Origin of the sequence: Burkholderia sp. MS455 (assembly GCF_016899445.1) — a bacterium.
GTDB classification, from domain to species: Bacteria; Pseudomonadota; Gammaproteobacteria; order Burkholderiales; family Burkholderiaceae; genus Burkholderia; species Burkholderia pyrrocinia_C.
Window position 1 is genome coordinate 3,227,790 of record NZ_CP041778.1, and the last position, 22,753, is coordinate 3,250,542.

21 protein-coding genes are annotated in these 22,753 nt (G+C 66.9%); 10 read left to right on the plus strand and 11 right to left on the minus strand.

The genetic code is table 11. The features are described 5' to 3' along the window. Window positions 1-146: 146 nt before the first annotated feature. The 3 genes from FPJ27_RS18830 to FPJ27_RS18840 form a co-directional block, all read right to left on the minus strand. Complete coding sequence (locus FPJ27_RS18830) at window positions 147-575, minus strand: PRC-barrel domain-containing protein (RefSeq protein ID WP_072440007.1); 429 nt, start codon at window positions 573-575, stop codon at window positions 147-149. Window positions 576-728: 153 nt separating this feature from the next. Next, entirely contained in the window at window positions 729-1,859 is a 1,131-nt protein-coding gene (locus FPJ27_RS18835; protein WP_072440005.1) for a 3-deoxy-7-phosphoheptulonate synthase, read from the minus strand. Between the two features lie 190 nt (window positions 1,860-2,049). Beyond that, the gene (locus FPJ27_RS18840; RefSeq protein ID WP_204422103.1) at window positions 2,050-3,366 is read right to left on the minus strand and encodes a lipase family protein; all 1,317 of its coding nucleotides are present in this window, start codon (window positions 3,364-3,366) and stop codon (window positions 2,050-2,052) included. A 410-nt stretch (window positions 3,367-3,776) separates the two neighbouring features. On the opposite strand from FPJ27_RS18840, the gene FPJ27_RS18845 reads away from it, so the two are divergent. Genes FPJ27_RS18845 through FPJ27_RS18855 form a run of 3 tightly spaced genes read left to right on the plus strand, consistent with a single transcriptional unit; the run spans window position 3,777 to window position 6,050 of the window. Further along, window positions 3,777-4,331, plus strand: coding sequence for a hypothetical protein (locus FPJ27_RS18845; protein WP_072440001.1), 555 nt, complete (start codon window positions 3,777-3,779; stop codon window positions 4,329-4,331). A gap of 16 nt (window positions 4,332-4,347) precedes the next feature. Then, the gene (locus tag FPJ27_RS18850; protein ID WP_239483228.1) at window positions 4,348-4,785 is read left to right on the plus strand and encodes a hypothetical protein; all 438 of its coding nucleotides are present in this window, start codon (window positions 4,348-4,350) and stop codon (window positions 4,783-4,785) included. Continuing rightward, window positions 4,785-6,050, plus strand: a complete 1,266-nt coding sequence (locus FPJ27_RS18855; protein ID WP_204422104.1) for a hypothetical protein — start codon at window positions 4,785-4,787, stop codon at window positions 6,048-6,050. Before FPJ27_RS18850 ends, FPJ27_RS18855 begins: the two co-directional genes overlap by 1 nt. A gap of 96 nt (window positions 6,051-6,146) precedes the next feature. Here FPJ27_RS18855 and FPJ27_RS18860 read toward each other — a convergent pair whose 3' ends face one another. Beyond that, complete coding sequence (locus tag FPJ27_RS18860) at window positions 6,147-6,854, minus strand: YceH family protein (protein ID WP_072439997.1); 708 nt, start codon at window positions 6,852-6,854, stop codon at window positions 6,147-6,149. A gap of 431 nt (window positions 6,855-7,285) precedes the next feature. Between FPJ27_RS18860 and FPJ27_RS18865 the strand changes: the two genes are divergently transcribed. Together FPJ27_RS18865 and hutC are read left to right on the plus strand one after the other, a co-directional pair. Beyond that, window positions 7,286-8,041 (plus strand): SDR family oxidoreductase, encoded by a 756-nt coding sequence (locus tag FPJ27_RS18865; protein ID WP_204422105.1) that lies wholly within the window; start codon window positions 7,286-7,288, stop codon window positions 8,039-8,041. A gap of 221 nt (window positions 8,042-8,262) precedes the next feature. Beyond that, window positions 8,263-9,000, plus strand: a complete 738-nt coding sequence (gene hutC, locus FPJ27_RS18870; protein ID WP_204422106.1) for a histidine utilization repressor — start codon at window positions 8,263-8,265, stop codon at window positions 8,998-9,000. A gap of 92 nt (window positions 9,001-9,092) precedes the next feature. On the opposite strand, the gene FPJ27_RS18875 is transcribed toward hutC, so the two are convergent. Further along, window positions 9,093-9,941 carry a phytanoyl-CoA dioxygenase family protein gene (locus FPJ27_RS18875; protein ID WP_204422107.1) on the minus strand — a complete coding sequence of 283 codons (849 nt, stop codon included), beginning with the start codon at window positions 9,939-9,941 and terminating at the stop codon, window positions 9,093-9,095. Between the two features lie 45 nt (window positions 9,942-9,986). Beyond that, window positions 9,987-10,772, minus strand: coding sequence for an ABC transporter substrate-binding protein (locus tag FPJ27_RS18880; protein WP_204422108.1), 786 nt, complete (start codon window positions 10,770-10,772; stop codon window positions 9,987-9,989). Window positions 10,773-11,254: 482 nt separating this feature from the next. Between FPJ27_RS18880 and FPJ27_RS18885 the strand changes: the two genes are divergently transcribed. After that, window positions 11,255-11,734: a helix-turn-helix domain-containing protein gene (locus tag FPJ27_RS18885; protein ID WP_072440281.1), complete on the plus strand. Its 480-nt coding sequence runs from the start codon at window positions 11,255-11,257 to the stop codon at window positions 11,732-11,734. Between the two features lie 228 nt (window positions 11,735-11,962). Next, the gene (locus tag FPJ27_RS18890) at window positions 11,963-12,823 is read left to right on the plus strand and encodes a LysR family transcriptional regulator (protein WP_204422109.1); all 861 of its coding nucleotides are present in this window, start codon (window positions 11,963-11,965) and stop codon (window positions 12,821-12,823) included. Window positions 12,824-12,878: 55 nt separating this feature from the next. On the opposite strand, the gene FPJ27_RS18895 is transcribed toward FPJ27_RS18890, so the two are convergent. The 3 genes from FPJ27_RS18895 to FPJ27_RS18905 all read right to left on the minus strand — a co-directional run bounded on the left by FPJ27_RS18895 (window position 12,879) and on the right by FPJ27_RS18905 (window position 15,873). Next, window positions 12,879-13,352: a nuclear transport factor 2 family protein gene (locus FPJ27_RS18895; RefSeq protein WP_204422110.1), complete on the minus strand. Its 474-nt coding sequence runs from the start codon at window positions 13,350-13,352 to the stop codon at window positions 12,879-12,881. A 56-nt stretch (window positions 13,353-13,408) separates the two neighbouring features. Further along, a complete protein-coding gene (locus FPJ27_RS18900) occupies window positions 13,409-14,593 on the minus strand; it encodes an amidohydrolase family protein (RefSeq protein WP_072439982.1) in 1,185 nt (394 codons plus the stop codon). 80 nt (window positions 14,594-14,673) lie between these two features. Then, window positions 14,674-15,873 (minus strand): amidohydrolase family protein, encoded by a 1,200-nt coding sequence (locus FPJ27_RS18905; protein WP_204422111.1) that lies wholly within the window; start codon window positions 15,871-15,873, stop codon window positions 14,674-14,676. A 541-nt stretch (window positions 15,874-16,414) separates the two neighbouring features. On the opposite strand from FPJ27_RS18905, the gene FPJ27_RS18910 reads away from it, so the two are divergent. Further along, window positions 16,415-17,026 carry a glycine zipper 2TM domain-containing protein gene (locus FPJ27_RS18910; RefSeq protein WP_204422112.1) on the plus strand — a complete coding sequence of 204 codons (612 nt, stop codon included), beginning with the start codon at window positions 16,415-16,417 and terminating at the stop codon, window positions 17,024-17,026. A gap of 427 nt (window positions 17,027-17,453) precedes the next feature. Further along, window positions 17,454-17,963 (plus strand): GNAT family N-acetyltransferase, encoded by a 510-nt coding sequence (locus FPJ27_RS18915; RefSeq protein ID WP_072439975.1) that lies wholly within the window; start codon window positions 17,454-17,456, stop codon window positions 17,961-17,963. A 69-nt stretch (window positions 17,964-18,032) separates the two neighbouring features. On the opposite strand, the gene FPJ27_RS18920 is transcribed toward FPJ27_RS18915, so the two are convergent. Both FPJ27_RS18920 and FPJ27_RS18925 read right to left on the minus strand, forming a co-directional pair. Further along, complete coding sequence (locus FPJ27_RS18920) at window positions 18,033-20,033, minus strand: glycoside hydrolase family 28 protein (protein ID WP_204422113.1); 2,001 nt, start codon at window positions 20,031-20,033, stop codon at window positions 18,033-18,035. A 262-nt stretch (window positions 20,034-20,295) separates the two neighbouring features. Next, window positions 20,296-20,874: a CS1 type fimbrial major subunit gene (locus FPJ27_RS18925; RefSeq protein WP_204422114.1), complete on the minus strand. Its 579-nt coding sequence runs from the start codon at window positions 20,872-20,874 to the stop codon at window positions 20,296-20,298. 508 nt (window positions 20,875-21,382) lie between these two features. Between FPJ27_RS18925 and FPJ27_RS18930 the strand changes: the two genes are divergently transcribed. Continuing rightward, on the plus strand, window positions 21,383-22,741 hold the full coding sequence (locus FPJ27_RS18930) for an aspartate aminotransferase family protein (protein ID WP_204422115.1): 1,359 nt from the start codon (window positions 21,383-21,385) through the stop codon (window positions 22,739-22,741). Window positions 22,742-22,753 lie beyond the last annotated feature (12 nt).

Here is a 22,753-nt window from a genome sequence, read left to right on the forward strand (position 1 = left end):
ACGCAGCCGCATCGTCATCGATCGTCGACGCGATCCGTTCGCCGCCATGATGTGGCGCCCGGCCTCCGACGATCGCGCCGACGCGCGGAGCCATTCACGGCCCGCGGTCGGCCGGGCCCGGCGCAGCGTGCGCCGGGCCGCATCGATCAGTGCTTGTCGTCGAGCTTCTTCGGCTTCGGCGGCGACGGCACCTTCGCGTACTGGAACGCCGGCGTCGCCTTCAGCGCATCCTTCGTTGCGCCAGGCAGGTAGATGTTGCCGTTGCGCACGTCGAGCGACGCGATCGGCACCGCGACGTCGTGCGCGGCCACGCCGAGGAAACCGCCGGCCGACACGATCGCCGCCGACACCGAGCCGTCCGGCGCGACGATCAGGTCGCGCACGGTGCCGACCTTCTGGTTCGCGTCGTTGTAAACGGTCTTGCCGAGTACGCTCTTCTTCACGCTCCAGCCTTCGAGCAGTGCCTGCGATTGCTCGACGGTCACGCTGAGCGGCTGCGCGCCGGCGATCTGCGCGTGTGCGCTGACGCTCGATGCGAGGACGGTTGCTGCGATGAGGGTTTTGTAGAACGCCATGTTTTTATGCACTCCGGTGAATTGTTGTCGATATCGGCGGCCGGCCTCGCCGCCTCCGTGCGCGCGACACATCGCACCGGCGCCATGTTAGCGCCACTCGCGAGATGCTGCATCGGACGTGATGACGCAGCACGCATATCGGCGCCGCCCCCGTCACGCATTCCGCGAATACACCCTGCGATGCCGCACCGCCTCCGCCAGCACATCGAGCACCGGCTCCGTCTGCGTCCAGCTCAGGCACGCATCGGTAATCGACACGCCGTACTGCAACGGCACACCCGGCTTCAGATCCTGCCGCCCGGCCTCGAGATGGCTCTCGACCATCACGCCGACGATTCGGTGCTCGCCCTGCGACAGTTGCCGCGCGAGATCCTGCGCGACGTCGATCTGCCGCTCGTGCGACTTGTTCGAGTTCGCATGCGAGCAGTCGACCATCACCTGCTCGCGCAGCCCGGCCTTGCGCAGCACCGCGCAGCACGCCTCGACATGCGCGGCGTCGTAGTTCGGGCCGCTCTTGCCGCCGCGCAGGATCACGTGCGCATCGTCGTTGCCGCGCGTCTCGAAGATCGCGGCCATCCCCATCTTCGTCATCCCCATGAACGCATGGCTCGCGGCCGCGGCGACGATCGCGTCCGACGCGACCTGCACGCCGCCGTCGGTGCCGTTCTTGAAGCCGATCGGGCAGCTCAGCCCCGACGCGAGCTGGCGGTGGCTCTGGCTCTCGGTCGTGCGCGCGCCGATCGCGCCCCACGCGATCAGGTCGGCGATGTACTGCGGGCTCAGCAGGTCGAGGAATTCGGTCGCGGCCGGCAGGCCGAGCGCATTGACGTCGAGCAGCAGCTGCCGCGCGGCGCGCAGCCCTTCGTTGATGCGGAAGCTGCCGTCCAGGCGCGGATCGTTGATGTAGCCCTTCCAGCCGACCGTCGTGCGCGGCTTCTCGAAGTAGACGCGCATCGTGATCAGCAGGTCGTCCTTCAGCGCATCGGCCGCAACTTTCAGGCGGCGCGCGTAGTCGAGTGCTTGGTCGTGATCGTGGATCGAGCACGGGCCGACGACGAGCAGCAGCCGGTCGTCGCGGCCGTGCAGGATGTCGCCGATCGCGCGGCGCGTATCCTCGACGAGCGTCTGCGTGGCGGCCGGCACCGGCAATTCGTCGAGCAGCAGCGCCGGCGAAATCAGCGGGCGCACGGCGCCGATGCGGACATCGTCGATGCGCGTGGTGTCCTGCGTCGCGTCGGCGCTGCCTACCTCGCGATCGTGGGAAGGATTGTCGAGGTTCTGCATGGTGATTCTCCGGGGGACGTCTGGAATGATGTGCAGGCTCGATTATGGCACCCGGGAGAGGCGGCAGCCGGTCGCGGCGGGGCAATGCGGGTGACTGCGGTCAGGCAAATGCGACAGACGGCCAAACGCGGGACAAAAAAGGGCGATCCGCGGCGGATCGCCCTGCCCTTCACCGCGTCGCCCGGCGCGTCTAGTGCGGCGTCTCGGGCGCCAGCGAATTGCTCGGCAGCAGCGCCGTCAGCCAGCAATTGCTCGGCGCGGCTTTCCCGTTGAAGCGGTCGTAGAGCCACGGCAGCATGCCGGCCACCCAGGGCACGATCGCGCCCACATGTTCGAGCGGATACTCGGTGTACGTGACCGGCGTGCCGCTCGCGCAGAACTTCTGCGCAAGCGCGCGCACGTCGTACGCAAGCATCACGCCGTCGCCCACCTGGCTGCCGAACGTGCCGTCGAGCGCGCCCGCCGTGCCCTGGCCGATAAACATTGGAATGGTCGGCGACGCGGCCAACCCCGCATTCACCTTGTTCGCGTACGTCACATACACCGGAATGCTGTTGATGTCGTTCGCGTATTGCGGCTTGAACAGCGTCGCCCAATGCAAGCCCGTGTACTTCGGCAGGATGTATCCGAGCGACTGGCTCTGGATGTCCTTGAACACGGCAACGCCGGTGTCGCTGAGATAGGGCGTCAGGTCGAAGCCGTAGCCGCGCGACAGCCCGGCGAGCGCGGCCGCGGCGACGCCGCCCCAGACGATGCTGCCGTCCACATAGCGCAGATTGTGCGCGGGGTCGACCAGCACGCCGCCTTCCGCCGCGCCGACGAGCTGCCTGTTGATGTCGGGCGCATAGCTCGGCGCGAGTTGCGCGGCCCAGTTCGTCGCGATCGCACCGCCGGAATAACCGATCATCGCGACCTTGCTCGACGGATTCAGACCGGTCGACGGCGTGTTGAGCGCCGCGCGGATCGAATCGAGCGTCGTCATCCCGTATTCGGGGCCGGCGGCGAAGTCCGCCGTCTGGCCTTCCGTATCGGGCACGATGATGTTGTAGCCCAGCAGCAGCAGTGTCGACAGCGGAACCGATTCCGCGCTGTAGAACAACGTGCCCACGTTGATGACCTTGGTAACGTCGCGGTCGCCGGCGATCACCTGCGACGGTTCATCGTACGGGTTCAGCGAATCGTAGGCCGACTGGTACGAGATGGCCTGGCCGTTGCTGACCTGACTCCGGATCACGGACGTCACGTTGACGACCGGCTGGTTCCGCGCGTTGCTGGTGCGATACAGCAGCTGCTGCGCGGTCAGCGCGGTCGGAATGCCGGCCACGTGATAGGTGACGTTGCGCGACTTCAGCACCGTGCCCGGTGGAATCGATGCCAATGGCGTGGTGCCGGCGTACGTATAGAACGGATCGGACACGGTCGGCGCACCGGCGCTGGCCGGCGGTGCGGCGAAGGCCAGTGCAGTGGACACGGCGGCCGCGGCAATCATCAAACGTCTGGAGGACATGGGTGGAGGCCCCTTGGATAACCTGCTTTCATCGAAGGAAGTTCGGCGGTGTTGCAGACCATCGCGATTGCCGATTCACAACCGTTTCCGTGCCATCGACTGTCTCCTGTTCCTGTAGATGAATGATCCGGTTTGTTCGGAATCTGCAATTTTAGTAGGAGTACAAACCGGATGAATTGAAGCACAACGAGAACGCGTTCGATGTGCGTTTTCCATTGTTTGAAGGTAAACGTCTAAATCCGCCGCAATGCGATGCGGGCACCCCGGCCGTTCGGCCGACTGTCCGCACCCGGACGAAGTGCCGTACGATCACGGCTGTCCGTTACCGAAGCGGCCCGTCGTGCGATGCGGGCCGCGCGGCGCACCGCCTGCCTGTGACCGATCGTTTCCTGCCCAACCGACACGCCACGATGACCGTATCCGAACTGCTCCGTGCCATCCGCCAACCCTATATCGACCTGCTCGCGAAAGCGGCAGCGCAACCGGCGGTGATCGTCGAACCGGCCTACCGGCAGGCCGACGGCGCGCTGGCCACCGAAGGGCCGCTCGCGCTGCCGTGCCGGGCCGACACGATCCCGGCCGAAGGCGACGCGGCCGGCCAGCCGTCGATGATCGATTCGACCTCGCAACTGGATTTCGAACCATTCGCGTTCGATCTCGAAACGGCGGCCGTATCGATCCGCCCGTTCGTGTGGGACTGGGCCGCGATCGAGGCCGACGGTCTCGACGAAAGCGCGGCGGTCGACGCGTTCAAGACATGGTTCTTCGCGTGGTTCGATGTGGACGACGAGAACGCACCGGCCGAAGACGGGCTGCATGGCATCGTTCACTACCTGTCGGAACCGGTTCGCACGGAACAGGGGTGGCGCGTCAATGCGGATCTCGGTTCCGCGCCCGAGACGGCCGTCGAGGATCTGCTGTTCCGGCTCGTCGATGCGGGGGCTACGCGGATCAGTGTCGGTTGAAAGGCCGCTTAATCTCTTGCACACCACCATCATGAAAAAAGCTCTTGCCGCGGTACTGCTCTGTATTTCGTTGCCGGCGCTCGCCAAGGTTTCCACCGAAGTGTTCTGCTTCACATCGGATGGCGACAAACCCGTGCGCTTCGAGATGCGCACCTACTACGACGATGCGGTCAATTGGACGGGCGGCATGGTCCGGTACGCGAAATCGAAAACGGCCCTCCCGCTGGTGATCGAACACGAAGAGGACGAAGTGCTCGCCGAAGACCGTCCGCATCAGTTCACGACGACCTGGGTCGAAATGGTCGACGGCAAGATCAACGGGAGATACGAAATGATGTCCCAGGGCGCCAACATCTATTCGATGACCTACACCAATGCGCGCACCGGCAAGAAAACCGCGTTCGGCAGGGCGCTGGATGTCGATGCGTCCGCACAAGCCGGGTGCCGCTGGTGATGCGCCCGCTGATCCGGATCGCGTGGGTGCTGATCGCGCTGCGCGCGGGTGGGTCGGATGCCGCGCCGCGCACGGTCTACGAGGGAACGCTGCAAGGCGCCGGCGCCGTCGTGATGGAACTCGACAACTTCCCGGCCGCGGACGGCAATCTCTCCGGCCGCTATTTCTATGCGCAGTTCGGCGTCGATATCCCGCTGCACGGCACGCCCGCGCAATTGGTCGAACCGCTCGTGCGCACGCAGTTGCCGGACGACGCGCGCGACTCGTCGGCATTCCGCGAGCATGCCGATTTCGAGCATGTCGCGGCAACCTGGCGCGGCACGCGGGACCAGGGCGGCTATCGCGGCCGCTGGACCGATGCGCGCTCCGGCAAGACACGCACCTTCACGTTGCGCCGCGTCGCCGAATACGATCCCGACGCGATAGCGCCCGGCGCCGTCGAAACCATCACCGATCTCTCCGCAGGCGGCGTCGGCAGCGGCATCGCGCGCGGCGCGGACATCGACATGAAGCACGCGCCTTATGCCACGCTGAAGCTCGCAGGGCACGCGCGGCCGGTTGGCACCGAGATCGGCGACGGCACGGTCGCGTACCGGATGTGGAGCGACCCGCGCACGGTGCTCGCGTATCCGCGGCTGAGCCGCCATCCCGATCCGGCCGTGATGGCGCAGGTCAATCATTTGCTGGAACAGCGGCACTGGCAGATGAATCTCGCCGCGCTCGAATGCGCATCGACGCGCTATACCGACGACGGGCCGGCAGCCGGGACGCTCGGCGGCTACGACGACGAGCACGTGACGGTCACATGGCTGTCGCGTGCGGCATTGGGCATCGTGGAATCGGGCAGCACGTTCTGCGGCGGCGCGTACCCGAACAATCACTACGATCCGGTCACGTTCGACCTGCTGCGCGGCGCGTATCTCGACTGGAATCGCGTGATCGATGCAGCTTCGTCGGGCAAGGCCGGCAACATGGAAACGAGCGCCGCACTGACGCGCTTCATCGCGCAGCGGCGTGACAAGACCGAGCCGGGCGAACGGCCGACAGACGGCGAAGGCAATTCGCTGTCGTGCGCCGACGTGTTTCCCCAGTATCTTGCGTTCGAACTCGATGCGCCCGGCAAACTGTCGTTCGCCGTGTCCGGTATCAACCACGCGGAGGGCGCGTGTCTCGGGCCGCAGCTCGACGCGCCGTTTGCGGCGCTCGCACCGATCCTGAGGTCTGGCGGCGCGCGTTATCTCGTACCGGGCGTCAAGCTGAAGTAACGCGGCGGTGCGTTGCGGTATCCGCATCCGCATCGCGTATCGACCCGGCCGCGCAGTAACGACGCCGAGCGATGCGCACGCACCGCAGTCATGGCGTCAGCCCGCGCCGCCCTGCACATCGACGTCGATCCCCAGTTCGCCGGCCATCCGCTGAACCAGTGCACTCAGTCGCGCCACTTCATCCGAGAGGCGCTTCTGTTCGGCCTTCAGCGCCTCGAATTCGGAAGGCGGCACGGAATCCGCGCCGCCGGCATCCGCGCTCGCGAAGTCGGCCACGTTCACCTCGCCGCACATCAGGTGCATCCAGCGATTCTCGCGTGCGCCCGGCGCACGCGGCAGCCGGACGACGAGCGCCTGCGCACGCGCCGCGAGTTCGTCGAGAAACGCCTCGACCGACGAGATATCCGCGAAACCATGCAGGCGCGCGCTGTTCAGGCGCAGCTCGGCGGCCGTCTGCGGGCCGCGCAGCAGCAGGATCGTGAGCAGCGCAATCGCCTGGCTCGGGATGCCGAGCACGCGGTTCATGTTGTGCTCGAAACGCGGCACGCGGCTGCTGCTGCCTTCCATCACGAGGCTCAGGTGCTTCAGCCCGTCGAGCGCGGTCGTGACTTCGTCCTCGCTGACGTTCATCACCGGCGAGCGCGCGGTTTTCTGGTTGCAGCCCGCGGTCAGCGCATTCAGCGACAGCGGGTAGGTGTCCGGCACCGTGTGCTGTTTCTCGACGAGCACACCGAGAATGCGGGCCTCGAGAGGCGTGAGTTCGCGAAGGGCGCGAGGCGTGGGCGTATCCGGCGTGGTGTTCATGGTGGCTTCGCAGCGTGCAGCAGGTGAGGGGAAACGGTCGCGGCCCGTCCGGTATCGCAAACGGGCGAGCCATATGATAGCTCGCGGCGCATGGCCCGGCGCTGCTCGCCGTGCCGGCGCGCGCACTTGCCGCAGTCGCTTTCGTCCAACGTATCGGCCTCCCGGCGCCGCGCGACGATGCATGCGCGCGGCACTTGTGAACTCGCGCTTCACACACGCCGCAGCGTGCGGTGTATGCCCGCGTTTGCGCGACACGCATGCCGACGCTACGATATGCGTTCATGCGGACATCCGCGGCGCCGCGCGCAACCGCCTCTGCACACCTCTGCACATCAATACCACGCATCACCGGCCCAACACACACTGCCGCCGCGCATGCGCGCCGCTCGTCGACACCGTTCACCTTTTCACCCAATCACCCGCTCGCCACCATGACTGCATCCTCAACCGCGCCGCACGTGCGCGCCATCGTCACCGGACACACGCGCGGTCTCGGCGCATCGCTCGCCGAACAACTGCTGCAGGAAGGCATCGTCGTGCTCGGCGTGTCGCGCAGCCGCCATCCGTCGCTCGCGTCGCAAGCCGGCGACCGCTTCGCCGAAGTCGAACTCGACCTGTCGGACACGTCGGCCGTCGCGACCTGGCTGGCCGGCGACACGCTGCGCAGCTTCGTCGACGGCGCGTCGATCGTGCTGCTGTTCAACAACGCGGGGATCGTCGATCCGATCGGCCCGCTCGCCGCGCAGGACCCGGCGATCGTCGCGCGCGCGGTCGGCCTGAACGTCGCGGCGCCGCTGATGCTGTCGGCCGCGCTCGCGCAGGCGGCATCCGCCACGACCGAATGCCGGATCCTGCACCTGTCGAGCGGTGCGGCGCGCAACGCGTACGCGGGCTGGAGCATCTACTGCGCGACCAAGGCCGCACTCGATCACCATGCGCGCGCGGTCGCGCTCGATGCGAACCGAGCGCTGCAGATCTGCAGCGTCGCGCCGGGTGTCGTCGATACGGGCATGCAGGCGACGATCCGCTCGACCAGCGAAGACAACTTCCCGATGCGCGAGAAGTTCGACCAGTTGAAGTCGAGCGGCGCGCTCGCGACGCCCGAGGCGGCCGCACGCCAGTTGATCGGCTATGCGCTGAGCGACGCGTTCGGTTCCACGCCGACGGCCGACGTGCGGGAATTGTGATCCGCGTCACCGCGATCCGGCCGGCCACGCATGCCGCATGCGACGTCGCATCCCGGATGCGGACCAGCGTTGCGGACGGCATGCCCGGACAGCGCTCGAATTGCGCACGCCGGCTTGGGCGAGCTCGGTTTGCGAGTGCCCGATTGCACATGGCCAAGTCCATAGCACGCCTGCGGAAAGGCGATAGAATCGCTCCCGTATTTCATCCACAAGGATCCCCGATGGTCACAAAGGCCACCGCACCGTTCCAGCAGATCAAGACGCTCGTTCGCCAGAACGTCGAGTCGGGCGACTGGCGCCCCGGGGACCGCATTCCGTCCGAGCTCGATCTCGCCGCGCAGTTCGGCGTCGCGCGCATGACGGTCAACCGCGCGCTGCGCGAACTGACCGAGGAAGGCGTGCTGAAGCGCATCGCGGGCGTCGGCACCTTCGTCGCCGAAGCGAAGCCGCAATCGAACCTGCTGATGATCGCGCATATCCGCGACGAAATCCGCGCGCGCGGGCACGAATACCGCTGCCGCGTGCTGAGCCGGTCGAGCGAGCCCGCTTCGTTCGACGTCGCGGCCGCGTTCGGCCTGCCGGTCAACACGCCGGTCTTTCATGTAGTCTGCGTGCACGAGGAAAACGGCCGACCGATCCAGCTCGAGGATCGCTACGTGAACCCGGCCGCCGCGCCCGGTTTCATCGACCAGGATTTCCAGACCGAGCCGCCGTCCGAGTATCTGTACAACAACGTGTCGCACTACGAACTGGAAATCGAGCACGTCGTCGACGCATCGTTGCCGACCGGCGAACAAGCACGACTGCTCGACATGCGCGCCGACGAGCCGTGCCTCACGCTCACGCGCCGCACCTGGACGGACGGGCTGCCCGTCACGTTCGTGCACTTCCTGCACCCGGGCAACCGCTACCGGCTCGGCTCGCGCTTCAAGCCGGGCGCCGGGCGCCACCCGACCTGAACCTTCGTCACACGCAGACACGCCAATACGCACAAAAACGCGCGGCGGCCGTTTCGTCAGGAAACGGCCGCCGCGCTCGTTACATGCGCCGGTCAGATCGCGCCGACCTGCCCCGCGTCGCGCGACCACACGACCGGAAACAGCGGGTGTTCGAGCGGCGCGCCGTCGGGCAGCTGCTCCGCGAGCCCGGGGAAATCGGGCGACGTTTTCCAGCGGCGCGGCGCGTGACGGATGTCGTCGCCGACGAAGCGGATCGAGAACGCGCGCCGGCGGTTCTGCGTGCCGCCCGACGCATGCAGCGTGAGCATCCGGAAGCACACCATGTCACCGGGCTCGAGCGCCCAGTGGCGGATCGGGAACGCCGCGCGATCGGCTTCGATGTCGGGCAGGTCCGCGAGGCTGCCTTCCGGAAACCACTTCGCCTCCTTGTCCATGAACGTGCGCGGCATCAGCCACGGCCCGCGATGCGAGCCCGCGACGAATTCCAGCGTCGATTCGAGCGGCACCGGATCGACCGGAATCCACATGCTGACGTTGTCGTCGCCTTCGATGTTGTAGTACGGCTGGTCCTGGTGCCACGGCGTGCGCTGCCGCGTGCCGGGTTCCTTCACGAGCAGGTGGTCGTGATGCAGCCGCACGTGCTCCGTGCCCATCAGCGCGGCGGCCACCGACGGCGCCGGCGAGCGCACGATGAAGTCGCGGTACGCGTCGTTGTGCTGCCAGTTGCAGAAATCCTCGAAGAACCAGCCCGGATCGTCGGGCCGGCTCGCAACTTTCGCGCGCTCGCTCGGCTGCGCGAGATTCGCGTCGATGCCGGCCCGGAGCGCGGCCACTTCGTCGGGCGAAAAGATGCCCTTGATGCAGACCGCGCCTTCCTCGCGGAACGCGGCGATCAGTTCGGGCGTCACGGCTTGCGCGACGCGGTCCTGGATACTCGTCATGGTTTGCCTGTCGATTGAATGGATCACGAAGTCACGGTGCGACGCTCACTGCTTCGCGCCGTAGATGTCGAAGTCGAAGTATTTCGCGGCGATCTTCTGGTACGTGCCGTTCGCGCGGATCGCGGCGATCGCGCCGTTCAGCCGCTTCTTCATGTCGGCATCTCCCTTTCGCAGCCCCATCGCGACGCCGTAGCCGGTGATCCGCGCATCGGTCACGTCAGGGCCCGCGAATGCGTAGCCCTTGCCGCGCGGCGTCTTCAGGAACGAGTAGCCGGCCTGCGTCTTGTCCTGGAAGGTCGCGTCGAGGCGGCCGTTGACGAGATCCTGGTACACCTGGTCCTGGTTCTGGTACGAGACGATCGTCACGCCCTTGGTCGCCCATTCGGCCTTCGCGTACGCCTCCTGCGTCGTGCCCTGGTCGATCCCGATGCGCTTGCCCGCGAGCGACGCCGCGGTCGGCAGCAGTTTCGAGCCGACCGGCGCGACGAGCGCGCCCGGCGACGCATACAGCTTGTTCGAGAAGTCGATCTGCTTGAGCCGCTCGTCGGTGGCCGTCATCGCGGACATGATCACGTCGAACTTGCGCGCGCGCAGCGCCGGAATCATCCCGTCGAAGCCCTGCTCGACCCACACGCACTTCGCGCGCAGTTCCTCGCAGATCGCATTGCGCAGGTCGATGTCGAAGCCGGCGAGCGAGCCGTCGGGCTGCTTCGCCTCGTACGGCGGATACGTGGGATCGATGCCCCAGCGGATCGTCGACGTGTCCTGCGCGAACGACACGAGCGGCGCGAACGCCAGCGCGGTAACGAGGAGCTTTGCAGTGCGGTTCATGGCGTGTCCTTGAAGGTCTCGACGCGGCGGGCGAGCGCCGGCGTCCGGTGGATGGCACCGAGCCGGGAGGCCGACGCGGTGCGGTGCGCGAAAGACGGGACTTCGTTGAAGCTGCGATGCAGTCTAGACCGCTCAATTTTCGAGCGCAAGCGGGAACACGCGGGGACGAGGTGGGGTGAGGCCGGGCGGGGGCGAAAAGGAAGGGATGGCGCTTGAAATACGGCTTTTTGGCGGGATTTTCGCGGTTTTTTTGGTGTTTACCCTGCGCGACGAACGCCTGCCACAGAGCGCGTTTTTCCGGATATCTGCGGTGTGACGATGTCTATACAGGCGATCGATGCGGAGCCTTGTCCGATGCGGCTTCGGCGGCATTGGTAATGCGACCTATACCGCATCAGAAATTGCTCGGAGGCAATAGCTCATCCGAGCATGTAAGATATATTTTACATTTGAGGGCGCTGAACGTGCGCCGGGAGGTCGACATGCAACTCTATGAAATCGGTCAGGCCGTTGCAAAACGAAGGGCGGAACTCGACCTCACACAGGCCCAGCTTGCCAAGCTCGCCGGGCTGTCTCGGTTCACCGTCAACCAGCTCGAAGCCGGCAAGGTCAAGGATCTCGGCATCAACAAGCTGATCCCGTTGCTCAGCGTGCTCGGCATCGAACTCCTGGCGCTGCCACGCCAGGCTCACAACGGCCTCTACAAGGCCGTTGTGAGCGCGAACGTCAGCTACAAGGGCGAATTGACCGAGCGCTTGCTGGCCGACGCGTTGACCACAGGACACATTCCGGAAGGATACGAATCGCAGTTCTCCGTCATCCTCGACGAAGTGCCGCTGCCTGTCGTGGTGAAGGCGGCAGAGGAAGCCGCCGAACGCTCGGGCACCCCGCTCCGGACCATCTGGAAAAACCTCGCAGCTTGGTCGAAGGATCTTCACCTGTATCGGGAGGTATGGGTTTGACCGCAGCACCTTCCCGTCCCGGCTGAAACCTACCGCCCCCCGCCAGCACCCGCCCGATCTCCCCATACCCGCGCCGCCGCGCATGCTGCAACGGCGTCTTGCCGTTCGAATCCACGAGATTGACGTCCGCGTGCCCGGCGAAACCGCGATTGCCCGCGGCGTCCGGCCATGTTAAAAGTCGTCGCACGCATTAGGAAACGAAATGCTCAGATCCGAAAAAGTGCATAAATGAATAGACCTCTGTTCGACCTCGACCTGCTGCGCGCGCTCGTGATGGTCGCCGACTGCGGCAGCTTCACGACCGCCTCCGCGCGCCTGCACTCGACGCAGTCGACGGTCAGCCAGAAGGTGCGCCGGCTCGAGGAAATCGCCGGGCACCGCCTGCTCGACCGCGGCACGCGCGACGTGCGGCCGACCGACGCGGGCGTGACGGTGCTCAGCTACGCGCGGCGCATGCTCGCGCTGAACGACGAGATGCTGGAAGCGCTGTCGGGTGCGACGGTCGCGCTGACGATCCGGCTCGGCGTGCCCGACGATTTCGCGGCGGGCCGCACGACCCATGCGCTCGCCGCGTTCAATCGCACACATCCGCAGGTCAAGCTCGAAGTGACCTGCGGGCTGAGCCGCGACATCAGCGCCGCATACGACCGCGGCGAGCTCGACCTCGTGCTGATCAAGCAGCGGCGCGACAGCCGCGAGGCCGTCGTGCGCTGGCCCGAGAAGCTGCGCTGGATCGACAGCGCGAAGCATCCGTCGATCGATCTCGACCCGGTGCCGATCGTCGTGTTTCCGCCGCGCGGGCTCTATCGCGACGACATGATCAAGGCGATCGAGGAGCGCGGCCGCCGCTGGCGGATCAGCTTCACGACGTCGAGCCTGAGCGGTATCCAGGCCGCCGTCGCCGACGGGCTCGGCATCAGCGTGCTGCCGGCGCGCGTGGTGACCGACGAGCACACCGTGCTGACCGCGAAGCAGGGTTTCGCGCCGATCGAGCACATGGACATCGCCATCCTGCATCGGCCGACGGCCGACCCGATGGTCAGCGTGCTGACGAAGACGCTCGCGGCGATGCTGGAGCACGAGGAATAGTCGCGCGGCGAGGTTCGTTCAGGAACGAGGAAGGGGGCTGCACGCTCCGGACAACTCAGAACATCGTGTTCCCGTTCGCGGCCTGTTCTGGCACCGGCTGGTTGACGTCCCAGTGCTCGACGATCTTGCCGTTCTCCAACCGGAAGATGTCCATGATCGCGCTGCCGCGCGTGCCGGGTTCGCGCACCGCGTGCACGTGCAGGATCACGTAGTCGCCGTCGACGAACGAGCGTTTGATCTCGCTGTGCGACTGCGGATACTTGTCGCGCAGGAACGCGACGAACTTGCGGAAACCGTCGCGGCCGTCGGCCGCGTTCGGGTTGTGCTGCACGTAGCGCTCGCCGACATACGCAAGCGCGGCGTCCGCGTCTTTCTCGTTCAAGCCTTTTTCGTAGAACGCGAGCACCGTCCGCCGATTGGCTTCCTGCTGCGCGTCGTTCGGGCCGGCCGCCACCGCATGCGCGGCAGTCACGGCGAACAGGGCCGCCGCCATCCATCGTGCGGCCCGTGCCGCTGTCGTGCGTTGCATCGTCGTCTCCCGGGAAATCCGGCTGAAAACCGGATCATACCGGCGCGACGCTACGCTCAGACCAGCGCGCCGTTGCGCGCGACGATCTTCCCCGACGACACGACGAGACGCCGCACCGGCCGCGCGACGACCGCCTCGGCGAACGTCAGCGCATCGACAAGCACGACATCCGCGCGACTGCCCGGCTGCAGCCCGTAGTCGGCGAAACCGCACCCGCGCGCGGCACTGTGCGTCACGCAGTCGAGCGCGACTTCGAGCGCGTCGTCGCGGCGGAAATCGTTGCGCATACCGATCAGCATCGCGCGTTCGAGCATGTCGGGCGAGCCGTACGGCGTCCACGTGTCGCGCACGCCGTCGTTACCGCCGATGACGGTCACGCCCGCCGCGCGGCACGCGGCCACCGGCGGCACCGGCACATCCGCGGGCGCGGTCGTGACGATCGCGACGCCAAGTTCGGCCATCCGCGCGAGCAGTGCATCGCGCTCGCGTTCGGCGATATCGCCAAGACAGAACCCGTGGCTGATCGCGACCTTCCCGTGCATGCCGTGCGCGGCCGTGCGCTGCAGGATCAGGTCGAGCGAGTACGCGCCCATCGACGCACGCTCGTGCAGGTGGATGTCGAGCCCGCGGCCGTGGCGCCCGGCGATCGCGAACAGCACGTCCACCGCCTCGACCGGATCGCCTTCGATCGCGCACGGGTCGAGCCCGCCGAGCAGATCGGCGCCCGCGCCGAGCGCGTCGGACAGCAGCGCGTCGGTGCCCGGCCGCTTGAGCACGCCCGATTGCGGAAACGCGACGATCTGGATGTCGACCTGCCCGCGCAGCGTCTCGCGCGTCGCGAGCACGCCGTGCAGGTGCCGCAGCCCGGCCTCGGTATCGACGTCGACGTGCGTGCGGATGCGCGTCGTGCCCGCCGCGAGGAACGCGCGCGCCAGCGCGAGCGATGCGGCGCCCGCGTCATGGCCGCTCGTCGCGCGATAGTGCCGTTCGTTCTCGATGCGGTCGACGAGGCGCGGCCCGACCTGGTTGCGATACCACGGCATCCCCCAGTGCGTCTTGTCGAGGTGCGTGTGGCCTTCGACGAGGCCAGGCAGCGCGAGCGCGCCCGCGCCGTCCTCGATCGCGCAGCCTGCAGGCGCGTCGAGCGACGGGCCGACGCGCGCGATGCGATCGCCTTCGATCAGGATGTCGAGCGCAGCGTCGGCGCTCGTGCGGACATTGCGGATCAGCAGGTTCGTCATGTCGGTTCCGGTGTGGTCGGTCAGCGCGAGGCGGGCGGGAAGCGGGCACGGCGCGTGCGCGCTGCCCGCGGTCGGGTCGGTCAGCGCGTGAAGCGCAGCGCGGGGGCGAACGGTGCGCCCGTATCGCTTTCGCCGCGGCGGAACACCCAGCGTTCGGCCGGCACGCCCGCGACGGCCGCCGCCGCATTCGGCGCGCGCACCGCGACGAACGTCGCGTCGCAGCCGACCGCGATTCCGTAGTTCTCCTTGCCGATCACGCGCGCGCCGGCGTGCGTCGCCATGTCGAGCGCGACGCCTAGCGCTTCGTCGGTGTAGAAGCCCGACCGATAGCCGACCATCATCGCGCGCTGCAGCATGTCGCCGTTGCCGTACGGCCACCACGCGTCGCGGATGTTGTCGTTGCCCGCGAACACGTGCACGCCCGCGTCGCGCAACTGCCGCACCGGCGGAAACGCGCAGTCGCCCGGCGCGTTCGTCAGGATCGACACACCGGCTTCGGCGAGGGCCGCCGCCGTGCGTTGAACATCGTCGTGGCCTACTTCGCCGAGTGCATACGCATGACTCACGTTTACGCGCCCGCCGAGCCCCGCCGCGCGCGTGCGCGCCGCGATCCGCAGCAGTTGCGCGATGCCCGTTTCGCCCGGCTCGTGCAGGTGGATGTCGACCTTCGCGCCGCGCTTCTCGGCGATGCCGAACACGATGTCGAGCTGGCCGTCCGCATCGCCGTCGAGCGTCGTCGGGTCGATCCCGCCAACCACGTCCGCGCCTTCGCATATGGCCGCGTCGAGGATGTCGGCGGTGCCCGGGCACGTCACGACGCCGGCCTGCGGAAACGCGACGAGTTCGATGTCGACGATCCCGCGCCATTGCTCGCGCGCGGCCATCACGGCCTGCAGGTTCGACAGGCCGGTCGTCGCGTCGACGTCGACGTGGCTGCGCATCGCGACCGTGCCGAATGCGGCGGCCTGCGCGATCAGTGCGTTCGCGCGCTCGACGATCGGCGGCGCAGCCGCGAGCTGGCGCTTCTCGACCGCGAGCCGCTCGCGCAGCGAGCCGACCGATTCGTGCGGCACCCAGCGATCGCCGACGAAACTCTTGTCGAGGTGGATGTGGCCATCGACGAAGCCGGGCAGCACGACGCGGCCGTCGAGGTCGATCGTCTGTGCGCCGGGCGCGGCCGCGCAATCGGTACCGATTGCGGTGAAGCGGCCGTCGCGGACGACGAGGTTGATGGGCTGTCCGCCGGCGTCAACGGCGTTGATGAAAATGCGATCGGTCATGGCTCGGAGTCTGTGGGGCGGTCGCTGCGCGACACCGGCGCGGACAGGGGAAGGCACCGCAGCCGGCGCGGCGCGACCGTTGGCAGGGAATCCGGCCACGATATCGGACGCCACCGCCCGAGGCCAATTAAATGTCGCGATGCCGCGCATTCGATTTCGCGATGGGCGGCGCAGACGCCACGCCAGCAAGGTGCGGCGGCGGGGTCCGATCTCGTCGGAGACGGCCTGTATGCCAACGGCCCGTCGGGGGCGTCGCGGAAGCCGAGATTTCGGGCGCCGGAATCGAGAGGCCAACCGCCTCAAAAAATACTCCGCAGGACCGCTGTCGATACGCGTAATCGAAGCCGCCGAACGAGCGCCGCCGCCCTTGCCGGCCATTGCGCGACCGCCCCGCGCAAGCCGGCGATTTGCGCGGCAACAGACTTTACACGTTGTTACCCGGCCGCACCGGACACGCATTCGGCCATTCCTTATACTCACGCCGAGTTCGCCACCCGTCCCGGTATCCGTCGGCGAACACGTTGCCGATGCAGGAACCATCATGATGCGCATTCCTTCCACGAAGACCGTTTTGTTCGCCTCGCTCGTCGCCGTGGCGGCGCTTCCGCTGACCGCCTGCGTCGCGCCCGGTTATTACGGCGCACAGCCGGGTTATCCGCAGCAGCAATATGCGACGCCCGCGTATTCGCAACCCGGCTACGTGCAGCAGCCGTACGACCAGTACGGCAACCAGCCGCAATACGGGTCGCAGCCGTATGATCAATACGGCAATCAGCAGCAATACGGCAACCAGTACGGGAGCGGCTACGGCACGCAGTACGGCACGGTCGCGAACATCCAGCCGGTCAGCGGTTCGGTTGGCCCGGCGGGCGTCGCCGGCACCGTCGTCGGTGCGCTGGTCGGCGGCCTGGTGGGCAACCAGTTCGGCCGCGGCCACGGCCGCGATGCGGCCACCGTGATCGGCGCGCTCGGCGGCGCGGTTGCGGGCAACCAGATCGGCCAGCAGATGGGCGCCGCGCAACCGCCGAGCAGCTACCGGATCGACGTGCAGGTCAGCGACGGCTCGACGCGTTCGTTCGACGTGCAGTCGCCGGGCAACCTGCGGCCGGGCGACCGCGTACAGATCAACGGCAATCAGTTGTCGCGGTATTGATGCCGATTCAGTGCGCCTGACCTGAGCTGGCGCATCCCGCGCGTTAGATGTCGTGTGCCGGTGCGGCGCGACGGCGCGCCTGTTTTACTTCATCCTCATCCTTCTCGTGTCGACGCGGCGCGCATGACGCGCCGCCGGTACTTTCGCAGTCCGTCCACATTCGCGTCCGCCTCCGGCGGCACGTCGCACGGCAGTTTCACCGCTCGCCTGCACAGTTCAATCACGTCGCAATCACATGTACTCAGCACCGAACGCGATCCGCGTTAACCGCGCGACGCGATCTGAGGACCAAGGCGCGGCGGCCTGGTCGCACGACGCATCGAGCGCCGTCACACGTCATCCGGATTCCGATTAGCATAGCCACGATGCATCGCGCGGCCGCGGCAGCCCGCGCCGGCACGTACAGCCCTCTACCGGAATCCCCTCGATGACGATCACGACCCGCCTGCTCGACGCGGCCGACGCCGCCCGTTTCCAGACCCTCCGCCTGCGTGCGGTCGACACCGCGCCCACGTCTTTCCTGCCCACGCTCGACGAAGAATCGCAGGTGCCGGTCAACGAATTTGCGACGCGCATCACGCCGAGCCACGAGCGCGCCGTGTTCGGCGCGTTCGACGGCGACACGCTCGTCGGCATCACGGGCGTGCGTCGCGATGCGCGCGCGAAGATCGCGCACAAGGCGACGATCTGGGGCGTGTTCGTCGATCCCGCGTATCGCGGGCAGGGCATCGCGCAGGCGCTGCTCGAGAGCGCGACCGCTCATGCGGCGCAAGCGTGGCGGTGCAAGCAGTTGATGCTGTGCGTGAACGAAGTCAACGGCACCGCCGAGCGGCTGTATGCGTCGCAGGGGTTCGTCCGGTTCGGCACGGAACCGCGCTCGCTGTTCGTCGACGGCCGTTTCTACGACGAACATCACATGGTCAAGACGCTGGCTTGACGCGTTCAGTCATGCTTGCGTTCGCGTGCATCGACCACCGCACGCGAACGCCCTTCACTTCACCTCACGTCACCGCTTGTCGGTAATCGTCGTGTTGACGATCTGCCCGGCGATCGTCACGTTCGTCAGCGTCAGCGCGCTCACGTTGAACGCATAGATCGGCCCCGGCGACGTGACCGTCGGCGTGCCCGACGCGACGGGCGTGCCGAAGTCGCAATTGCTGATCGTCACGCCGGAGATCGGCTGCACGGCCGGCGCGGGCGGCGTGCCGTTGTAGTCGAACGCAACGGGCCCCTGCGCGACGATCGCCTGGAAACACGACGCGGTCACGCCGTTCAGCGTCACGTTGCCCGCCTTCACGTCCGAGATCGTCACGTTCTGCACGACCGGCGCGCGCGTGCGCACCGCATCGTTCGCGGGCTGGTAATCGCAATCGAACGTGACGATGCCGCCCTGCGCGGCCGACGGGTTGCCGGCCGACGGCGTGACGACGCCGAGCGGCACGCTCGCGTTGACCGGGCTGCCCGCGAGCAGTGCGCTGCCGTAGCCGCCGCCCTTCAGCGTCACGCCGTTCGGCAGCGTGACGCCCTTCACGTGGAAGTCCTTCACGTAGCCGCCGCGATTCATGTTGGTCTTCACGCGAATCGCGATGTTCAGCGGGTTGGTCTGCCAGTTCGCGTTCAGCATCGACAGGTTGGCCGCATAGATCTGCTCGACGCCGCCGCCCATTTCGCTGCCGAGCGTGATGCCGCCGTGCCCGCTGTTCATCGTGCAGTTGCGGATCAGGTGCCGCTTCGCCGGCCCGTATTCGGTGTCGCGATCCTTGCCGGACTTGATTGCAATGCAGTCGTCGCCGGTGTTGAACGTGCAGTCCTCGCACAGCACGTCGGTGCACGCGTCCGGATCGAAGCCGTCGTTGTTCGGGCCGATGCTGTTGGTCGCCACGCCGCGAATCACGACATTGCGGCTCGCGGTCGGGTGGTGCTGCCAGAACGGCGTGTTCTGGGTCTGGTAGTTCGCCATCAGCACGTTCGTGCAGCCAATGAATTCGACCATGCACGGCCGCAGGTAGTGACCGAGGCCGAAGATGCGCTTCTCGACCGGCACGCCGGCCTCGGACAGCGCCGGCAGGTAGTTCTGGTCCTGCTGCCACGGCGTGACCGGCGACGTGAGCAGCGCGTAGAGCGCGTCGGGGATCGCGGGCGCGACGATCCGCAGATCGGCGTTGTTCGGATTCGCATAGGCCTGGCTCGGCACCGACGCGCCTGCACCGTACGCGCCCGACGAGCCCTTGTAGGTCCACCAGCAGACGCTGCCGGCCCCGCTGCCGGAGAACGACGTCATCGCCTGCCCGTTGAGCACCGACGTCGGGCCTTCGCCCGTCAGCGCGATGTTCGTCGCGTTGCGTGCGTAGACGGGCGCGCCGTAGTTCAGGCAATCGTTCGCCTGCCAGCGGCTGTAGTACAGCCGGCCGTTCGCGCCGCAATCGACCGGGCCGTCCTTCGCGTAGTCGGCCGGGTTCGGGCTGAAGTAGATCGTGCAGTTCGCGCTCAGGTGGAACGTGACGTTGCTCTGCAGCACGATCGGCCCCGCGCAGTACCAGTTGCCGGACGGCACGATCACGCGCCCGCCGCCTTCGCGGCGGCACGCGTCGATCGCCGCGAGAAACGCCGGCCGCGAATCGAACGCGCCGGGCGCGGTCGTCAGTTCGGAACCCGGGCTCACCGGCGATTTCGCGACGTTCGTGTACGGCGACGTTTGCGCGACCGTCGCGCACGGGCGCGCGCCGTAGTGCGTCACGTCGAAGTCGCGCCCGCGCAGCGCGAGCCGCGACACGTGCGCGAGCGATGCGGCGATGCGCGCCGCCGCGCCATGCTCGCCCCAGACGAGGTCGACCGCCGACGCATTGGGCATGTGGCCTCCCGCAAACGCCCGGGTCGCCGCGAGCGGTCCGCCGAGCACGGCGCCGCCGGCGAGCGCGCCGCTCCAGCCGATGAATGCGCGGCGCGATACCGGCTTCGACGACGGCGATCGGGCAGACGAAGACGAACGGCGGCTGTTCGCGGCCATGGGCACTCCTTCAGTGTATGGGGTATCGATGCGCCGGGCGACGGATCGTTATTTATACGTCGTCGTACTACAAACCGCAGTCTAAATGCGATCGAAGCCGCACACGTATTTGTCGTTTACCCTGTTTTTACTGAGCCAATGCCTCTGATGTGTGCGCCCACTCACATCAGAGAATGCGCCTCTAGAGATCTGTTGTCGTATGTTTATGCGCAAAAACTTCTACTGAAACGCCCCGGCCGACGACGTCCGCCGGGGCAACGACCTACTCGCCAGCCGCCGCTACCACACCCGTTGCCGGCTCACGCCCGGCCGAAGCGGCCGGTTCGAACATCAGCACCAGATCGCCACGGTAACTCCCGTTGGTCGAGGCTGCCCCACTGACGGCCGGCACATGGGCGCTGACTTTCAGGTTGCGCGTTTCGTCGTAGCCGTCAAAGCCGTCGTGACCGGGCTTGACCAGCGTGAGCGTGCGAGCCGCGCCGGACGCGATTTCCGCATCGCCTGCCTTGCCCGTCAGCACGACCTTCGCGTTGACCATCTCGTCGCGACCGTTCGACAGCCGCAGCGGCTGCAGCAGCGTGACGTTGATATCGGGGTTCGTCGTACGCACGCGGATCGGCAGCGTCGTGGCGAAGTTCTGCCGCGCACGGTCCGTCGCGTTCAGTTCGACCACGTCGTACCACGCGGAATTGTCCGGCTTCGACACGAACAGGCTGTCGCCGATATGCGCCGTCAGCGTGATCTTCTTGACGACCGCTTGCGGCGACGCCGGGCCTGCGTGAGCAATGCCGGTCAATGCGCCGCACGCAGCGAGTGCGGCAAGATGTTTTCCGATCTTCATTGTGTTGCTCCGCATTCTGGATGATTGAAATCCGATCGCCGAAAAACCGGCCCGCTTCGAGCTCACGATCCCGCCATTGCAGGAAAATCCGATATTCGCTTATCTCGAAATTAACAAGCAAATCCCTGCGGAATTCGAAATGCCCAGCCGCATGCGCGACCGATCGAGTCGACCGGATGCATTCTCAACCGCGTATCAGATTCCCCCGTCAGCCAGCAACGACCGACTCTGACGAACACCTCGCGCCACGGCGTGCAATAACGATAGGCCACGAAAGTCCGGATAAATATCCATGGAAACCTTCACGGTTCTTTTCGACTTCCATTCACCAGTGCCATCTCCAAATCAAATAACACTCGTGCGCAAAACGCCTGCCTTCAGGCGCGGCAATGTCATCGCCAGTCGCAACGGATAATCGCGCTTCCGTTCGCCTCGGTAATTCCGCCCCTGTTCAGCCCCCTGCCGCCCGCGCTATCGTTTCCTCATCTTCACTGCCCCGGAGCCCCACTTGCCTTCCCGCCACGGAGTCGACCTCATCCGCGCCCGCGCGCTGTTCGATCGCGAGCGCCGTGCGTTCACCGAAGCCATGCCGGCGTCCCGCGCACTGTCCGCGGAAGCGTCCGAGCACCTGCTGTTCGGCGTGCCGTTGCACTGGATGCAGGACTGGTCGACGCCGTTCTCGCTGTACGTGAAGGAAGCGCGCGGCGCGACCTTCACCGACGTCGACGGCCATCGCTATGTGGATTTCTGCCTCGGCGATACAGGCGCGATGTTCGGCCATGCGCCCGAGCCCGTTGCACGCGCGCTCGTCGAGCAGGCCACGCGCGGCTACACGACGATGCTGCCGAGCGAGGACGCCGCGTGGGTCGCGCGCGAGCTCGCGCGCCGCTTCCGGCTGCCGGTCTGGCAGTTCGCGCTGAGCGCGAGCGACGCGAACCGCTTCGTGCTGCGCTGGGCGCGCGCGGCCACCGGCCGCAACACGATCGTCGTGTTCAATGGCTGTTATCACGGCACGGTCGACGATGTGTTCGTCGACCTCGTCGACGGCCGCCCCGTGCAGCGCGACAGCCTGCTCGGGCAGTCGTACGACCTGCTCGCGAACACGCGCGTCGTCGAATTCAACGATCTAGACGCGCTCGAAGCGGCGCTGAAGGACGGCGACGTCGCATGCGTGCTCGCCGAGCCCGCGATGACGAACATCGGCATGGTGCTGCCCGATCCGGGCTTCTGGAATGCGGCGCGCGAACTGACGCGCCGCTACGGCACGCTGCTCGTGATCGACGAGACGCACACGATCAGCAGCGGCCCGGGCGGCTATGCGGTCGCGCACGATCTCGAACCGGACATGCTGGTGGTCGGCAAGCCGATCGCGGGCGGCGTGCCGTGCGCGGTGTACGGTTTCAGCGCCGAATTCGCGGAACGCGCGAAGCAGGCGAAGCTGAACGCGCCGCCCGGCCATTCGGGCATCGGCACGACGCTCACCGCGAACATGCTCGCGATGCATGCGATGCGCGCGACGCTGGCCGAAGTCGCGACCGACGCCGCGTATGCGCACATGTTCGAACTCGCCGCGCGGCTGGCCGCCGGGCTCGAACAGGCGATCGCGAAACACGGGCTGCCGTGGTGCGTGACGCGCATCGGCGCACGTACCGAATTCCAGTTCGCGCCCGTGCCGCCGCGCAACGGCACGCTTGCCGGCGCGCAACTCGACAGCGAGCTCGAACACATCGTGCACCTGTACCTGCTGAATCGCGGCGTGCTGATCACACCGTTCCACAACATGATGCTCGTGTGCCCGCAGACGACGGCCGACGATGTCGACCAGCTCGTTACGCAGTTCGACGCGTGTCTCGGCGAGCTCGTTTGATGCAGTGACATT

Coding starts and splice junctions, on each gene's coding strand:
- FPJ27_RS18840 (WP_204422103.1), bottom strand. CDS start 3,366: ATGTCCTCCAGACGTTTGATGATTGCCGCGGCCGCCGTGTCCACTGCA.
- FPJ27_RS18865 (WP_204422105.1), top strand. CDS start 7,286: ATGACTGCATCCTCAACCGCGCCGCACGTGCGCGCCATCGTCACCGGA.
- FPJ27_RS18885 (WP_072440281.1), top strand. CDS start 11,255: ATGCAACTCTATGAAATCGGTCAGGCCGTTGCAAAACGAAGGGCGGAA.
- FPJ27_RS18860 (WP_072439997.1), bottom strand. CDS start 6,854: ATGAACACCACGCCGGATACGCCCACGCCTCGCGCCCTTCGCGAACTC.
- hutC (WP_204422106.1), top strand. CDS start 8,263: ATGGTCACAAAGGCCACCGCACCGTTCCAGCAGATCAAGACGCTCGTT.
- FPJ27_RS18845 (WP_072440001.1), top strand. CDS start 3,777: ATGACCGTATCCGAACTGCTCCGTGCCATCCGCCAACCCTATATCGAC.
- FPJ27_RS18895 (WP_204422110.1), bottom strand. CDS start 13,352: ATGCAACGCACGACAGCGGCACGGGCCGCACGATGGATGGCGGCGGCC.
- FPJ27_RS18880 (WP_204422108.1), bottom strand. CDS start 10,772: ATGAACCGCACTGCAAAGCTCCTCGTTACCGCGCTGGCGTTCGCGCCG.
- FPJ27_RS18920 (WP_204422113.1), bottom strand. CDS start 20,033: ATGGCCGCGAACAGCCGCCGTTCGTCTTCGTCTGCCCGATCGCCGTCG.
- FPJ27_RS18830 (WP_072440007.1), bottom strand. CDS start 575: ATGGCGTTCTACAAAACCCTCATCGCAGCAACCGTCCTCGCATCGAGC.
- FPJ27_RS18835 (WP_072440005.1), bottom strand. CDS start 1,859: ATGCAGAACCTCGACAATCCTTCCCACGATCGCGAGGTAGGCAGCGCC.
- FPJ27_RS18855 (WP_204422104.1), top strand. CDS start 4,785: ATGCGCCCGCTGATCCGGATCGCGTGGGTGCTGATCGCGCTGCGCGCG.
- FPJ27_RS18905 (WP_204422111.1), bottom strand. CDS start 15,873: ATGACCGATCGCATTTTCATCAACGCCGTTGACGCCGGCGGACAGCCC.
- FPJ27_RS18875 (WP_204422107.1), bottom strand. CDS start 9,941: ATGACGAGTATCCAGGACCGCGTCGCGCAAGCCGTGACGCCCGAACTG.
- FPJ27_RS18910 (WP_204422112.1), top strand. CDS start 16,415: ATGATGCGCATTCCTTCCACGAAGACCGTTTTGTTCGCCTCGCTCGTC.
- FPJ27_RS18925 (WP_204422114.1), bottom strand. CDS start 20,874: ATGAAGATCGGAAAACATCTTGCCGCACTCGCTGCGTGCGGCGCATTG.
- FPJ27_RS18890 (WP_204422109.1), top strand. CDS start 11,963: ATGAATAGACCTCTGTTCGACCTCGACCTGCTGCGCGCGCTCGTGATG.
- FPJ27_RS18915 (WP_072439975.1), top strand. CDS start 17,454: ATGACGATCACGACCCGCCTGCTCGACGCGGCCGACGCCGCCCGTTTC.
- FPJ27_RS18900 (WP_072439982.1), bottom strand. CDS start 14,593: ATGACGAACCTGCTGATCCGCAATGTCCGCACGAGCGCCGACGCTGCG.